The organism is Cellulomonas hominis (assembly GCF_901521055.1).
Taxonomy (GTDB): Bacteria; Actinomycetota; Actinomycetes; order Actinomycetales; family Cellulomonadaceae; genus Cellulomonas; species Cellulomonas endometrii.
The window spans coordinates 57,167-71,758 of record NZ_CABEGA010000029.1; the positions used below are offsets into that span (position 1 = coordinate 57,167).

General features: G+C 76.4%; 13 protein-coding genes. 5 read left to right on the top strand and 8 right to left on the bottom strand.

Annotated elements, in window-relative coordinates; all coding sequences use genetic code 11:
- Window positions 1–644 precede the first annotated feature (644 nt).
- Window positions 645–1,220: a DinB family protein gene (locus KJP73_RS08325; protein WP_213282331.1), complete on the bottom strand. Its 576-nt coding sequence runs from the start codon at window positions 1,218–1,220 to the stop codon at window positions 645–647.
- A gap of 152 nt (window positions 1,221–1,372) precedes the next feature.
- On the opposite strand from KJP73_RS08325, the gene KJP73_RS08330 reads away from it, so the two are divergent.
- The 3 genes from KJP73_RS08330 to KJP73_RS08340 all read left to right on the top strand — a co-directional run bounded on the left by KJP73_RS08330 (window position 1,373) and on the right by KJP73_RS08340 (window position 4,201).
- A complete protein-coding gene (locus KJP73_RS08330; RefSeq protein ID WP_213282332.1) occupies window positions 1,373–2,080 on the top strand; it encodes a heme oxygenase (biliverdin-producing) in 708 nt (235 codons plus the stop codon).
- 57 nt (window positions 2,081–2,137) lie between these two features.
- A complete protein-coding gene (locus KJP73_RS08335) occupies window positions 2,138–2,767 on the top strand; it encodes a TetR/AcrR family transcriptional regulator (protein WP_213282333.1) in 630 nt (209 codons plus the stop codon).
- Window positions 2,768–2,860: 93 nt separating this feature from the next.
- Window positions 2,861–4,201 carry a GGDEF domain-containing protein gene (locus tag KJP73_RS08340; protein ID WP_213282334.1) on the top strand — a complete coding sequence of 447 codons (1,341 nt, stop codon included), beginning with the start codon at window positions 2,861–2,863 and terminating at the stop codon, window positions 4,199–4,201.
- 141 nt (window positions 4,202–4,342) lie between these two features.
- Here the strand turns inward: KJP73_RS08340 and KJP73_RS08345 are convergent, their stop codons facing one another.
- The 7 genes from KJP73_RS08345 to KJP73_RS08375 form a co-directional block, all read right to left on the bottom strand.
- Window positions 4,343–6,316 carry an NHL domain-containing thioredoxin family protein gene (locus KJP73_RS08345; RefSeq protein WP_213282335.1) on the bottom strand — a complete coding sequence of 658 codons (1,974 nt, stop codon included), beginning with the start codon at window positions 6,314–6,316 and terminating at the stop codon, window positions 4,343–4,345.
- A gap of 84 nt (window positions 6,317–6,400) precedes the next feature.
- Window positions 6,401–6,619: a hypothetical protein gene (locus KJP73_RS08350; protein ID WP_213282336.1), complete on the bottom strand. Its 219-nt coding sequence runs from the start codon at window positions 6,617–6,619 to the stop codon at window positions 6,401–6,403.
- Window positions 6,620–6,661: 42 nt separating this feature from the next.
- Complete coding sequence (locus KJP73_RS08355) at window positions 6,662–7,693, bottom strand: hypothetical protein (protein ID WP_213282337.1); 1,032 nt, start codon at window positions 7,691–7,693, stop codon at window positions 6,662–6,664.
- 145 nt (window positions 7,694–7,838) lie between these two features.
- On the bottom strand, window positions 7,839–8,072 hold the full coding sequence (locus KJP73_RS08360; RefSeq protein WP_213282338.1) for a DUF6458 family protein: 234 nt from the start codon (window positions 8,070–8,072) through the stop codon (window positions 7,839–7,841).
- 178 nt (window positions 8,073–8,250) lie between these two features.
- Complete coding sequence (locus KJP73_RS08365; RefSeq protein ID WP_433995158.1) at window positions 8,251–10,371, bottom strand: prolyl oligopeptidase family serine peptidase; 2,121 nt, start codon at window positions 10,369–10,371, stop codon at window positions 8,251–8,253.
- Window positions 10,372–10,383: 12 nt separating this feature from the next.
- Complete coding sequence (locus KJP73_RS08370; RefSeq protein ID WP_213282339.1) at window positions 10,384–12,528, bottom strand: cytochrome c oxidase assembly protein; 2,145 nt, start codon at window positions 12,526–12,528, stop codon at window positions 10,384–10,386.
- The gene (locus tag KJP73_RS08375) at window positions 12,528–13,304 is read right to left on the bottom strand and encodes a copper resistance CopC family protein (RefSeq protein WP_213282340.1); all 777 of its coding nucleotides are present in this window, start codon (window positions 13,302–13,304) and stop codon (window positions 12,528–12,530) included. Before KJP73_RS08375 ends, KJP73_RS08370 begins: the two co-directional genes overlap by 1 nt.
- A 170-nt stretch (window positions 13,305–13,474) precedes the next feature.
- On the opposite strand from KJP73_RS08375, the gene KJP73_RS08380 reads away from it, so the two are divergent.
- On the top strand, window positions 13,475–14,176 hold the full coding sequence (locus KJP73_RS08380; RefSeq protein WP_213282341.1) for a JAB domain-containing protein: 702 nt from the start codon (window positions 13,475–13,477) through the stop codon (window positions 14,174–14,176).
- Between the two features lie 5 nt (window positions 14,177–14,181).
- Window positions 14,182–14,589: an NUDIX hydrolase gene (locus tag KJP73_RS08385; RefSeq protein WP_249669220.1), complete on the top strand. Its 408-nt coding sequence runs from the start codon at window positions 14,182–14,184 to the stop codon at window positions 14,587–14,589.
- Window positions 14,590–14,592 lie beyond the last annotated feature (3 nt).

Sequence of the window (14,592 nt, forward strand, 5' to 3'; positions counted from 1 at the left end):
GGCAACCGTCCCCGGGCACCAAGAAGGGCCCCTCGGAGTAAGCGTCCGAGGGGCCCTTCCCTGACCGTCGTCCTCTCGTCCCCGACGGGTCGGGGACCGGCGACCGCGCTGACGGTGCGGCTCCGTCCCGGCACCCGGTGGCGACCCCAGGGGGACACCGCCGCGGGCGGGACGGCGACGATCCGGCCTTCGGGCCTCCTACGAACCGCTGCGTCGTCATCCGCAGCCCTCCAGGTCGCCCTGGCGGGGTGGTCCGTCGTTCTCCGTCCGGCCTCGACCCCGCCGGTGACGCCGCCGCGCGAGCCCCGTCGAGCGGGTCCTCCCGCGGCGGGCAGTACGTCCGCCGAGATCGATGGAGCAGTTCTAGTCCCGCCCTCCGGAGCGCCGCAAGGGTCTGACGGACCGGATTCTCGTCCACCGCGCCGTGCACATGTTGTCCACAGGCTCACCCGCGTGAACGTGCGGAGATCACAGCCCTGTGCACAACATCTGTGGACGACGGAGGCGTCGGCGCGCCTCCGCAGCGGGCTCTGCGCGCGCCCGTAGCGTCGCCCGCAGAGCGAGGCCCCTCGGAGTAAGCGTCCGAGGGGCCTCGTCGCGCTCCGGGGCCCCGGACCCGGTCCGGAGCCGTAGCCGCTGCCGGGTCAGGCGCGCACGTCGTGCAGGTGGTGCACCACGTCGTGCAGGAAGTACTGCCCCAGGGTCGTCACGGTGAACGACGAGCCGTTCGACCGCCGGCCCGACCGGTCCCACTCGTCGGGACGGACCGCGGCGAACCGGGCGGCCAGTGCCGCGGCGGCGTCGGCGAGCTCGTCGGCGACGCGGCCCGGGTCCTGCAGGTCGTACCGCTCGGCGACGGCGGTGGCGTCCTGGTCCCAGTTCGGGAACTCCGGGTCGTCCTGCTCCAGCATCAGCCGCAGCCGCTCGCCGAACACCCGGTGCACGTCGCGCACGTGGGCGCCGTACTCGAGGGTCGACCACACGGTCGGGGCGGGCCGCTCCCGCACGTCGAGCCGGTTCAGCGCCGCCCGCCACCGCGGGACGAGGTCGTGCACGGTGCCGGCGATGTCCGGTCCCGCGACGTCCGCGCCGGTGAAGCCGCACTCGGGGCAGCGCTCCCGCAGGACCCAGGTCCAGTCCTTGGCGTCGGGCTCGGCCGGGGTGTACGCGTCCGCGGCGGACGGAGGCTGGTCGGGTGCGGGGGCGGCGTCTGCAGTCACCACCGCACGCTAACCCGCGCGGCCTGCGGCACGGGAGCCCTTCCGCCGACCCCCGTCACCGGAGTACAACAGAGGGTAGGCAATCCTTACTTCATCCGGTACGTTCTGACACGACGTCATATCGACGTCCGCCGACCGGCCCAGGAGCCTTGATGACCACCACGCACGACCTGCCCGCCGCGGTGCCGCACGCCGTCCTGGCGGGAACCGGGGACGCCGCGGCGACGCCGCCCCTGTCGCTCCTGCTGCGCGAGGGCACGCGCGCGGAGCACGAGGCGGCCGAGGGCGCCGCCTTCGTCGACGACCTGCTCACCGGCCGCCTCACCACCGCGGCGTACGTCGACCTCGCCCTCCAGCTCCACACGGTCTACGTCGCGCTCGAGGAGGTCGCCGAGGACGTCCGCCGCACGCCGGAGGGCGCCGGCGTCGTGTTCGACGAGCTGCGCCGCGCCCCGGCCATCGCCGCCGACCTGGAGCACCTCGTCGGTCCAGGGTGGCGCGCGCAGGCCGCTCCCCTGCCCGCGACGGCCGCGTACGCCGACCGCATCCGCGCCGGTGGGTCCTCCGTCGGCCGGTACGTGGCGCACTCGTACACGCGCTACCTCGGCGACCTGTCGGGCGGGCAGGTCATCGGCCGGATGGTCCAGCGGCACTACGGCGTGGCGGACGCGGGGGTCGGGTTCTACGCGTTCCCGCAGATCCCGAAGCCGAAGCCGTTCAAGGACCTGTACCGCGAGCGCGTCGACGCCCTGGGGTTCACGACCGCCGAGCGGGAGGCCGTGGTCGAGGAGGCCCGCGCCGCGTTCCGGCACAACCGCGCCCTGTTCGCCGCGCTCGGCGAGGTGCACCGGGCGGCCTGACGTCCGGTTCGCCCGAGTTCCGCCCCGGGTGCTGACGTTCCGTGCGAGAATGTCAGCATGCCCAAGATCATCGGCGGCTCGCTGCACGAGCACCGCGAGCAGACGCGGCTCAAGCTGTTCGGCGCGCTGTCCCGGCTCATGGCCGAGCGCGGGTTCGACGCGATCACCCTGGCGGACATCGCCCAGGCGGCCGGCGTGGGGCGCACCGCGGTGTACAACCACTTCGCCGACAAGGAGTCGATGCTCGTCGGCTTCATCATGCACGAGACGGCGCAGTACGTGGCGGCCCTCGAGGCGGAGCTCGCCGGCGTCGACGACCCCACCGACCAGCTGCGCGCCTACGTCCGCGCGCAGTGCGTCCTCAAGCGCGACTACCACCTGGCCCCCGGCCCGGACCTGCGGTCGGTGCTGTCCCGCAGCACGCAGCAGCGGGTGCGCGAGCACGTCGTCATGGTCGAGGCCATGCTCCGGCGCATCCTCGCCGCCGGCATCGAGTCCGGCGAGTTCCCCGAGCAGGACCTCGGCACCACGGTGTCCCTGGTCAACGCGTGCCTCAGCAGCCGCGCCCTGCCGGAGGAGGGCCCGGCCCGGGACCGGGCCATCGAGTCAACCGTCCTGTTCGTCCTGCGCGCCGTCGGCGCCGGCGACCGCGTCCGCGCCCGTCTGCCCGAGGCCGTCCCCGCCTGATCCGCCGCGTGAGGACGCGCCGTTCACCCGCACGGCGGCGCCCGTCCGGTGCGCCCGGGTGTGGTCGGGCCCGTGACGGGCGATGATGGGCGCGTGACCGACGCCCAGCCGCCGGCCCGGACGAGCGCGCCCCGCGGTGACGGGGACGACGCCCGGCACTTCGCCCTGCTCGCGCACCGCCTCGGCGGCTGCACCACGCTGCCCGAGGTCCACGAGGCCGCCGTCGTCGCCGCCCGGGACGTCCTGGGCGCCGGGGTCGCGGCCATCGCCCGCATCGAGCAGGACGACTGGGAGGTCCAGGCCGCCGAGCCGGCCGACGAGGTCGCCGCCGCGCAGGACGCCCTGAAGGACGGGGAGGCCGTGCGCGCCCTCGTCCGGCACCAGGAGACATGGCTCTCCGCGCCGGGCGACGACCCCGTGCGGCCGCACCCCGCGCTCGCCGCTCCCGTCGTGGTCAACGGAGACCTGTGGGGGCTGCTGTGCGCCGTCCGCGACGAGCGCGCGGCGGCGTTCACCCCCGACGACGCCGCCCGCGGCGAGGTGCTCGGCGCCCTGGTCGGCGCGCACGTCGCCCGCCTGGACCTGGCCGAGCAGGTGCGGCACCTCGTCTCGGACGACGCGCTGACCGGGCTGAGCACGCGCCGGGTCGCCGACGAGGCCGCGCACGCCGCCATCGCGTCCGGCGACGAGACCTGCATCGTCATGTGCGACGTCGACGGCCTCAAGCGGGTGAACGACGAGCTCGGCCACGACGCCGGGGACGAGCTGCTGCGCAGCGTGGCCGGTGTGCTCCGCCGCGCGAGCAGCGGGCTGCCCGGGTCCACCGCCGCCCGCATCGGCGGCGACGAGTTCTGCATCGTGACGTCGGGGATCCCCCGGACGACCGTCGTGCAGGTGATGGACGCGACCGTCAACGACAGCGCGCTCCCGCACGGCGCCTCGCTGTCCTACGGCATCGCGTCCTCCGCGCGCGGCTCCCTGGGGGCCGCGCCGACGCCCCGGTCGCTGTTCCGGCGGGCCGACGCCGCGCAGTACCACGCCAAGCGCTCCCACGCGGCGGCGCGCGCACGCCAGTACCGGGCCGACGACCCCGGCGCCGTGCTCAGCCGCACCGTGTCCGCCGCCGTCACCGCGCTCTCCGCGACCGGGCCCGCGGTGCTCACGCGGCTGTGCGCCCTGGCGGCCGCGACCACCGAGGCCATGGGCGGGTCCGGGTGGTCCGTCGCGCGCGAGCCCGGGCCCGAGGGCGAGGGGCGGGTGGTCGTCGCGCGCGGCGGGACGTCGTCGCTGCACGTGAGCGGGATGCGGCAGCTGGAGCTCACCCGCGGCCCGTGGACGGCCACCGTCGAGTCCACCCTGCCCGCGACGGACGACGGCACCGTCGAGTCGACGCTGGACACGCTGGTGTCGCTGGCGGTGCTCGGCGCGTCCTGACGATCGCCCGAGCGCCGGCCGGTCGGCGGGCGCGGGGGTCGACGGGCGCGGCCGAGGTCGTCAGTCGTGCACGAGGTCGTCAGTCCTGCGGGACGACCTCGTGCCGGTGTGACGACCTCGGGCCGGCTCGGCGGCGCCGCGTCAGCCGTGCAGCGGGAGCGTCAGGGTCGCCGGGGCGGCCGCGGCGACGCGCACCGGCACGCCCCAGTCCTGGGAGTTCAGGTGGCAGGCGGGGAACTCGATCGCGGGGTCGGCGTCGCAGCTGGCCGCGCGGGCCGTCACGTGGAGCACGCCCTCGCCGACCTCCGGGTTGATCCGCAGCGTCCGGGTGAGCGGCACGTCGTCGCCCGCGCCGTCGAGCAGCAGCTCCGGCGGGGTGGCCGACACGCGCAGCATCGTGGACGCCCCGTACCGGTCGTCGTACTTCTGCCCCGCGGCGGGGGTGAACACGACGTCGAGCGCGAGCTCCCCGGGCGCGATCTCGGTGACGGGGCGCTGCGTCCGGTGCGCCCCGGAGTCGAGGACCTCGCCGGCCAGCGTGGCCGGCAGGGCCACCCGGGTGAGCCGGTGCGCCGCGGACTCCACGACGAGCAGCGTCACGCCGCCCGCCTCGGGGTCGGTCTGCACGACGATGCCGCTGGGCTCCGCGAGCCCCGTCGCGAGGGTGCTGACCTCCCCCGGCGTGCCGGCGTCGCCGGGCGCGAACCGGCGGACCGCGCCGTTGTAGGTGTCGGCCACCACCACGGAGCCGTCGGGCAGCACCGCGACGCCCAGCGGGTGCTGCAGCAGCGCCTGGTCGGCGGAGCCGTCCCGGTGCCCGAAGTCGAACAGCCCCTCCCCGACGGCCGTGCCCACGGTGGCGGCGGCGTACGCGTCGGCGGGCCCGGCGCGACCGGCGTCCGGGGCCTCGACGCCCGGGTCGATCCAGCGCAGCGCCGACACCTCGGAGTCCGCCAGCCACAGCCGGCCGCCCGGGGCGAGCGCGACGCCGGAGGTCTGGGCGAACCAGGCCTCGCGGGGGTCGCCGTCGACGAGGCCCTCGTTCATCGTCCCGGCGACGGGCTCGACGGCACCGGCCACGGGGTCGAACGCCCAGAGCTGGTGGTTGCCCGCCATCGCGACGAGCGCCGTGCCGGTCTGCGGGGACCACGCCACGTCCCACGGGGACGACAGCGGCACCGACGTGGCCGCCCGCGGCGCGCCGTCGGTGCGCCACAGGTCCGTGCGCCCGGGCAGCGGCGACGGCACGGTCGGCTCCCCGACCAGGTACTGCGCGCCCGTGCCCGCGACGGTGGTCACCCGGCCGTCCGACAGGCGCACCCCGCGCAGGGCGTGGTTCACCGTGTCGGCGACCAGCACGTCGTACCCGACCGCCGCGGCGACGTCCTCCGGCAGCAGCGCCAGCCCGTTCGGCTCACTGAACCGGGCGTCGCCCGGCTCGCCGTCCACCAGGCCGCGCTCCCCCGACCCGATGCGGCGCAGCAGCGTCTCGCCGTCGGCGGCGAGCTCCGCCACCGAGTGGTGCCCGGCATCGGCGACCAGGAACGTCCCGCCCGGCAGGGCGACCGCCTTCGCGGGGAACCGCAGCGTCCCGGCGGTCGGCTCCGGCGGGACGTACGGGCCGGCGCCGCGGTGCAGCGTGCCCTTCGCGTCGTGCTCGGCGACGAGGTCCTCGACCAGGCGCTCGACGTTGGTCTGGTGCCCCTCGCCGGCCATCTGCGCGACGACGTAGCCCTCGGGGTCGATGACGACCAGCGTCGGCCAGGCGCGGGCCGTGTAGGCGGACCAGGTCACCAGCTCGGGGTCGTCCAGGACGGGGTGGTGCACCTCGTACCGCTCGACCGCCGCGGCCAGGGCCACCGGGTCGGCCTCGTGCACGAACTTCGGCGAGTGCACCCCGACGATCACGAGGACGTCGCGGTACCGCTCCTCGAGCTCACGCAGCTCGTCCAGGACGTGCAGGCAGTTGATGCAGCAGAACGTCCAGAAGTCGAGCAGGACGATCTTGCCGCGGAGGTCCGCGAGCGCGACGTCCTGGCCGCCGGTGTTGAGCCAGCCGCGGCCGACGAGCTCGGACGCGCGGACCTTCGGGAGACGGGTGCTGCTGGTGGTCACGGGGACAGTCAACACGACGCGCGGGGACGGTGTGCCGCACCGTCCGGAGCGCGAGCGGACGGGTCGTCAGCCACGCCGCCGCGGTCAGGCCTGCGCCTCGACCGCCCCGACGACGCGCACCCGCACGGCGACCCCGTCGACCGCGGCGGGCAGCCCGGCGGCGTCCGCACGCGACGCGACGCTGACCTGCAGCCGGTAGCCGTCGTCCCCCCGGGCCAGTCCGATGCCCCGGACCCCGTCCCGGCCCCCCAGGTCGCGTCGCAGGTGCTGCTTGGCAGCGCGGGCGCGGTCGATGTCGGCCATGCGGTCACCGCCCTCGCCCCTCGTGCCGGTCGCGGCGGGGCGTCAGGCGGGGGGCGGACCCACCAGCCGGGCGCCGAGCGCCGTGAGCACGGCGTCGATCGGGTTGACGTACGTCAGCCCGGTGCCATTCTCGCCCCCCGTCTCGGACCCCGCAAAGAGCAGCCCCAGGGCGACGCCGTCCGCCCGGTAGACGAGCGAGCCCGAGTCCCCGCCGCGGGAGAACGGGCCGCCACCGGTGGACTCCACCTCGATCTGGTCGTCGAAGCGCAGCTCGCCGAGCTCCTCGCCGTAGCCGACGACGACGTCGTCGAGCTCGATGGCGGTCACCCGGCCCTGCGTGACGGCGGTGGTGCGGCCGATCTTCCCGACGCTCTCCCCGCCGACCGCGACGGCCGTCCGGGTCACCGCGCCGACGGGGTAGGTGGGCTCGACGGCCGGGTCGTCCAGCAGCGCGACCGCGCAGTCGACGGTCCCGGTGCGGCCGGGCACCAGGGGGACGGTCGCGGCGAGCGTGCCGACGCGGTCCTCGGGCGCCGTGCCGCCGTCCGCCGGGCCGGGCTGGAGCACGAGGTCGCCGGTCCGGGCGCGGGGTGAGCCGGCGAGCACGTGGTAGTTCGAGAGCGCGTGGACGGCCCCGTCGACGGTCACGAACGCGCCGAGGGTGCCGGCGCTGACGTCCACGTGCGCGATCGACACCCCGGGGCGCAGCGGGCGGACGCGTCCCGTCTCGCCGACGGCCTGCGCGGTCGCGACGGGCGGCCGCGGGGTCGGGATGCCGGTGCCGGTGTCCGTGCCGGCGGCGAGCGCCCGGATCCTGCCGGTGCGTCGCACGTCGGCGACGGGCCCGACCTGCTCGGCGACGCGCCGGGCGACGCTGCGGACGCCCGGCACGCCCAGCCGGTACCGCACGGCCACGCCGTACGAGCCGTCGAGCCGCGGTGCGAGCCCGAGGGCGACCGCCGCCGGGCGGGGGGCATCCACGGCGGACGCCTCCGCCACCACGCCCCGCTGCGCGAGCTCCGCCACGTACGCCGCGAGCTGCTGCTTCAGCCGGCGCGCCTCGTCCTGGTCCATGTGCCCTCCCCCTGCCGGCCCTGCACCGGCGGGCCCATCCTCACGCCGACCACCGACACCCCGGTCCTGCCCTCGCAGTGGAGCGTCCGGCCCGACTCGCCGCGGCGTGTCCGGCCGGACGCTCCACCCGGGTGCGAGGAGCGGGTCAGACCGCCGGCGGGGGCGGCGGGGTGCGGCCCTCGTAGCGCTCGACGACCTCGCGGTGCGAGGTGTTCGCCCGCTGCCGGGTGAGCACGAGGGCGAGGATCAGCGCGAGGATCCCCGCGCCCATGCAGATGTAGCCGATGACCGTGAGGTCGACGTTCGCGATGTTGTCGCTCACGCCGAACGCGAGGATCGCGCCGATGACGATCAGGGCGATGCCGCCTCCGATGCCCATGGTCGGACTCCTTCCACCGGCCCGGGCGCGGATGCCCGGGTCTGGGGACGAGTGTGGCGTCGGACCTGCGATCACGCGCGCCGAGCCACCGTCGCGAGGGACGAGCCGTCCGGTTGCTCAACATTCCGGTTGAGCAACGCCGGGGTGTCCGACCGGTCGCGGGACACCCCGGTCCGCGTCAGCCGAGCACCTCCGGCAGCGGGGGCAGCTCGTCGCCGGACAGGCCCAGCACGTGCTCCGCGAGGAACGCGTCGACCACCTGGTACCAGACCTTCGCGTGCTGCGGCGTGAGCACCCAGTGGTTCTCGTCCGGGAAGTACAGGAACCGGTGCGGCGTCCGCCCGTCCTCGTCGGCCGCGAGCGCGGACCGGGACAGCAGCTCGTACCAGAGCCGCAGACCCTCGCCGATCGGCACCCGGTAGTCCTTGTCGCCGTGCACGACCAGCATCGGCGTGACGATCTTGTCGACCGACAGGTGCGGGGAGTTGGCCAGCGCCATCTCCGGTGTCATCTCCCGCTCCCAGTAGAAGGAGTGGTCGGTGGTCGGGCCGAACTGGTCGAGCGCCCACAGGCTGGCGTGCGTGACGATCGCGCGGAACCGGTCGGTGTGCCCGGCGACCCAGTTGGCCATGTAGCCGCCGAACGAGCCGCCCATCGCCGCGGTGCGGGTCTCGTCGACGTCCGCCCGCGCGACGGTCGCGTCGGTGACCGCCATCAGGTCGGTGAACGGGGCGGAGCCCCAGGCGCCCCAGCCGCGCTGGACGAAGTCCTGGCCGTAGCCGGTGGACAGCGCGGGGTCGGGCAGCAGCACCGCGTAGCCGCGGGCCGCCATGATCCAGGGGTTCCACCGCCACGACCAGGCGTTCCAGGACCCGAGCGGCCCGCCGTGGATCCACAGCAGCAGGGGCGCGGGCGACGCGGCCGACGCGCCGTCGGGCAGCACGAGCCACGCGCGCACCTCCGCGCCGTCCTCGGCGGTCGCGGTGACCTCCGTGAGCGTGCCGGGCAGCTCGGGCAGCGGCGCCGGCGCGGGCAGGGCCACGGCCTCGACCGGGGTGCCGGTGGCGAGCGCGACCGCGAGGTCCACGCGCACGGGGTGCGACGGCTGCGTGTACGACGTCCGCAGCGCGTACAGGGTGCGGCCGTCGGGGCTCACCTGCAGCTCGTTGAGCACGGCGTCGTCGGCGGTCACCCGCGTCACCGCGCCGGAGTCGAGCGCGACGTGGAACACCGGCCCGCGGCCGAGGTCGTCGGCCTGGACGAGCAGGCCCGCGCCGTCCGGGGTCCACACGACCTCGTGCGGCCAGCGGTCCCAGTCGGGGGCCACGCGCTGCGGCTCGGCGCCCGCCGTCGTCAGGTCCAGCACCCACAGCTCCACGCGCGGCGCCTCGGTCGGCGTGGTGATCGTCTCCCGGACGTAGGCCACGCGACGGGAGTCCGGCGAGACCACCGGGGACGAGACGTCGGCCGCCGGGTCGTCGACGAGCACGCGGCGGGTCCCCGTGGCGACGTCCACGGCCACCAGCTGCTGCCGGACGGCTCCGCGCGCACCGGCGCGGGTCCAGGACGTCACCAGCGTCCGCCCGTCGGGCGACAGCACCGCGTCCTGGTGCTGCAGGGCGGCGCCGGCGTCGGGCGCGAGGTCCCGCAGGTCCAGGCGGGGCGCGGGCGCACCGGCCTCCGGCGACGCGGCCACGGTGGTCAGGTCACCGGCGAACAGGTGCGGCGCGGCGGGACCGAGGTCGTGGTCCCAGTACCGCACGGGGTACGTGCTGTGCAGGATCGCGCTGACCTTGGCGTCCTTGCGGGCGCCGATCAGGCGCTCGTCCTCGGCGTCGTCGGTCGCGCGGGGCAGGACGTCGGAGGCGACGACCACGACGGGGGCGTCCTGCGCGACGACGACGCCGCCCACGCCCGCCTTCCGGCCGGCGACGACCCGCGCCTCGGCGCCGTCGGCGGGCAGCAGCCAGAGCGCAGCCGGCGGCTCGTCGTCCGGTGCCTCGGCGTCGGCGTCGGGTCGCCCGGAGGTGAACAGCAGGTCCCCCGTCGAGGCGAACCGGGCGGACGACTCGCCCTTCGCGGAGCGCGTCAGGCGCCGCGCGGGCCGGATCCCCTCGGGGTCGACCTCCCACAGGGCGGTGACGTAGCGGGTGCGCTTCGCGTCGAGCGTCGACACGGCCGTGACGAGCCGGGTGCCGTCCGGGGACAGCGCCAGGCCCGACATCCGGGGCAGGGCGACGTAGGCGTCGAGGTCGTGGAAGGGGGTGGGCGGCGTGGGCTCAGCTGCGGCGTCGGTCACCCCGCCGTCCTATCACGACCGGCGCGGCTCGCTCTCGGGAACGGCCTGGTCGTCCCCAGCCGCGCCCCCGGCGGGACCGGCCACGGCCCGCCCGTCCCGCGCCGCCAGCCGCGCGAGCATCGCGTTGTACTCGTCCATCTCGACGTCGCCGTCGCGGTCGACCTTGCGGTCGCGGCGCCTCGCGGTGCGGTCGTCGTCGCGGGCCCACGCGAACGCGACGCCGATCGCCAGCGCGAGCGTCGGCAGCTCGCCGATCCCCCACGCCACGCCGCCGCCGCGCTGCTGGTCCTCGATCGCCGACGGGCCCCACTCGCGGCCCAGCAGGCCGAACCACTCGGGCACCAGCAGCACGTCGCCGGACGTGAGGGCGACGCCGAAGAACGCGTGGAACGCCATCGTGGCGAACAGGAGCAGCAGCCGCTGCGGATACGGCGGCCGCTGCGGACCGGGGTCGATGCCGACCAGGGCGTTGACGAACAGGTACCCGGCGAGCGAGAAGTGCACGACCATCACGTAGTGGCCGACCTCGGAGGTCAGCGCCCACGCGAACACGTCGGTGTAGTAGAAGACGATCATCGACCCGGCGAAGTTCACCGCGGCGACGACCGGGTTCGCGAAGAACCGCCCCCAGGGGCTGTGGACCAGCAGCAGCAGCCACTCGCGCGGCCCCCGGGACAGGTCCGGCCCGGCCTTCCCCGCGCCGGACCGCGTCCCGCGTGACGGCAGCGCCCGGAGCGCGAGGGTCACCGGCGCCGACAGGGCCAGCAGCACCGGCACGACCATCGCCAGGATCATGTGCTCGACCATGTGGGCGCTGAACAGCACGTGCCCGTACATCGCCGGGCCGCCGGAGGTCGTCCAGAAGAACAGCACCATGCCCGCGACCCACGACACCGTGCGCAGCCACGGCCACGTGTCGCCGCGCCGCCGCAGGCGCACCACCCACCGCACGTAGACGACCAGGCCGGCGACGGCCGCAGACGCCAGCAGGACGTCCCACCGCCACTGCGTGACCCAGCTGAGCGTCGTCGGCTCGGGCGGCAGGGCGTGGCCGGTGACGATCTCCGCGGGAGTCGGGTCGGTGATCGCCTCGTCGGGGACCGGCGGCGGGGACGCACCCAGCGCCACGGCCACCCCGGACACCGCGCCCATGACCGTCAGCTCCACCAGCACGAGGCGCCAGAACAGCCACGTGGCGGGGGCGCGCTCGTCGCCGGCCAGCCGGGACACCACCCGCCGCCGGTGCGCCAGCCCGAGCAGCCCGAGGACGCCGAACAGGGCGATCTTCGCGAGCAGCAGCACGCCGTACCTGGTCCCCAGGTCGGCCCACGACCCCACGCGGATGATCGAGTTCACCGTGCCGGACACCGCGACCGCGGCGAAGCACCAGCCGGCGATCACGGAGAACCGGGCGACCGCCGGCGCGAGGTCGGACCCGAGCCGGTGGGCCAGCGGCGACAGGGCCGTCAGGGTGCCGATCCACAGCGCCGCGCCCAGCAGGTGCAGGAACATCGAGGAGGTCGCGAGGTCGTGGCTCGCGGCACCGGCCGCGTGGCCGGTCTGCGCGGCCTGCCACAGCGCGACGACGACGACCGCGGCGATGCCGGCGGCACCGAGCGGCGACGTCGTCATCAGCGCGAGCGCCGTGACCACCGCCGCGGCGACCGCCACGAACAGCAGCACCCGCCCGAGCTCGAACTGCGTGACGAACTGGCCGAGCTCCCCGCCGAACGCCGGGTCGGTGAGCGGCAGCCCCGCGACGTTCGCGTAGGTCAGGACCAGCTCGACGACGGCCGCGAGCGTCCACACCGCCGCGGCGACCGCGGTGACCCCGGAGGCGACGCGCGCGGCGGCACCGTCCTGCCGCCGGACCAGCACGGTGATCAGCAGCACCAGGCCGCCGAGGGTGGCGGACGCCGCGAGCTCGGAGGCGGTCGAGGCGACCGGGAGTCCCCACCGCACGAGCGCGCCCGGGTCCCGCAGCGCCGTCGGGGCGGCCGCACCGGTGAACGCCACGCCCGCGACCACGGTCGCCAGCGCCGCGACGGCGAGGGCCGCCAGCCGCAGCCAGCGGTCGGAGCCGCCGGCGGGGTCCGTCCCGCGGGTCGTGCGCGCGGGGCGGGGTCCTGCCGGTGCTGCGGCGACGCCGGGAGCCATCAGTCCTCCGCCCGGCCGTCCCTCGCCCGGCGCCGCTCGCGCACGACGAACACGGTCACGGCGCCGGCGGCGAGGACCGCGACGACGATCGCGACGAGCACGCCGGCCTCGAGGCCGGCGCCCTCGTCCTCCGCGAGCTCCTCGGACTCAGGAGCCAGCGTGGCGAAGGTCTTCCCCTGGGGGCTCGCCTGGCTGGTCGTCGACGGCTCCGGGGCCGCCTGCACCGGTGCGGCCGAACCGGCGGACGCCGTGAAGCCCAGCTCCCCTGACAGCGGGTGCCCGTCGGCGGAGGTGACGCGCCACTGCACGGTGTAGTCCCCGGCGGGCAGGCCGGCCGCGAGCGCCTGCGAGACCGTGGTGTCGACCAGCTCCGGGGTGCCGGTGCTCACCGTGCTCCCGTCGGGTCCGACCACGACGATCTCCGTGCCGAGCGCCTGCGCCGGCTGGTCGAACGTCAGCGTCACGTGGGTCGGCGGCGTCGCGACGGTCGACCCGTCCGCGGGGTCGGTGCCCTGCAGGGCGTTGTGGGCGTCGGCGCGCGTCGCCGTCGCCAGCACCGCCGCGAGCCCGAGCAGCACGGCGAGCAGCAGCGCGGCGACGCGAGGCGCGACGGCCGGGGCCGGGCGGGCCACCGCGCGGGCGCGGACGGGGCGGGACGGGGCGGCGGGCGCGGACCGGCGCTCGGGAGACATCACCCGCCCATCATCTCCCGGGTCCCCGGCGGACCGCTCCGCGGGCGGAGCACCGGCGGGGGTGATGTCGGTGGTGTGCGTCATAGTGGCGGCCTGCACGTGCCGCCGGCCTCCCGCCGGCACACCCGGTCCGGCCGGCACCCGCTCTCCCCGCTCCTCCCCGGGAGGTCCACCGTGACCCCGTGCAGCGCGCCGGCGAACCCGGCCTGTGGACGACGGCGTCGGGCCCGGGTCCCGACCCTAGGGTCGAGAAGGTGACGACCCCGATGCTCGCCGACCTCGACCCCGACCAGCGCCCGCGCGAGCGGATGCTGCGGCTGGGCGCCGACGCGCTCTCGGACGTCGAGCTCGTCGCGCTGCTGCTCGGTTCCGGACGGCGCGGGTCCAGCGCGCTGGACACCTCCCGCGACCTGCTGGCGGCGCACGGCGGGCTGACCGGTCTCGCGCGGGCCGACTCCGCCGCCCTCCTCGCGACGCCCGGCGTGGGACCGGCGAAGGCGACGCGGGTGGTCGCCGCGCTGGCACTCGCCCGCCGGTTCGGCACGTCGACCGACCGCCGGGAGACCGTGCGGACCCCCGCCGACGTCGCGCGGATCGCCCGCCCGCTGCTGCGTGGCCCCGCGGACGGCCGGGTGGTGGCGGTGGCGGGCGACCGCGCGTCCCGGCTGCTCGGGGCCGTCGTCGTGCCGGGCGCCGACGCGCACGCGACGCCGTTCGCCGTCCGGGAGGTGCTGGCCGAGACGCTGCGCCGCGGCGGCGTCACCCTGGCGCTCGTGCACCGGCACGACCCCGGCGACCGGCGCCCGCACCCGGCGGACCTCCTGGCGACCGCCGCGGTCGCCGAGGCCGCCGCGGTCACCGGTGTCCGGCTGCTCGACCACCTCGTCCTCACCCCCGACGCCTGGACCAGCGCGGCACCCGGTGCAGCACCCGGCGCCGAGAGCGCGGCAGGATGAGCGGCGTGACCGACCTCGAGCAGCAGCCCCTCATCCGGATCGCCGCGGCGGTCATCGTCGACGACGCCGGCCGGTGGCTGCTCGTCCGCAAGCGCGGCACGACCGCGTTCATGCAGGCGGGCGGCAAGATCGAGCCCGGCGAGGACCCGCGCGCGGCCGTGGTCCGGGAGGTCGGCGAGGAGCTCGCGGTGGTCGTCGACCCGGCGCGCGTGCGCGACCTCGGGCGGCGCGACGCGGCTGCCGCGAACGAGCCCGGCCACCGGCTGGAGGCCCACGTGTTCGCGGTCGACGGGGTGACCGGCGCGGTGGCGACCGCGGAGATCGAGGAGGCGGTGTGGGTGACCCCCTCGGAGGCGGCCCGGCTGCCGCTGGCGCCGCTCACCGTGGACCTGCTGGCGGCCGCCGGCGCCTAGGGC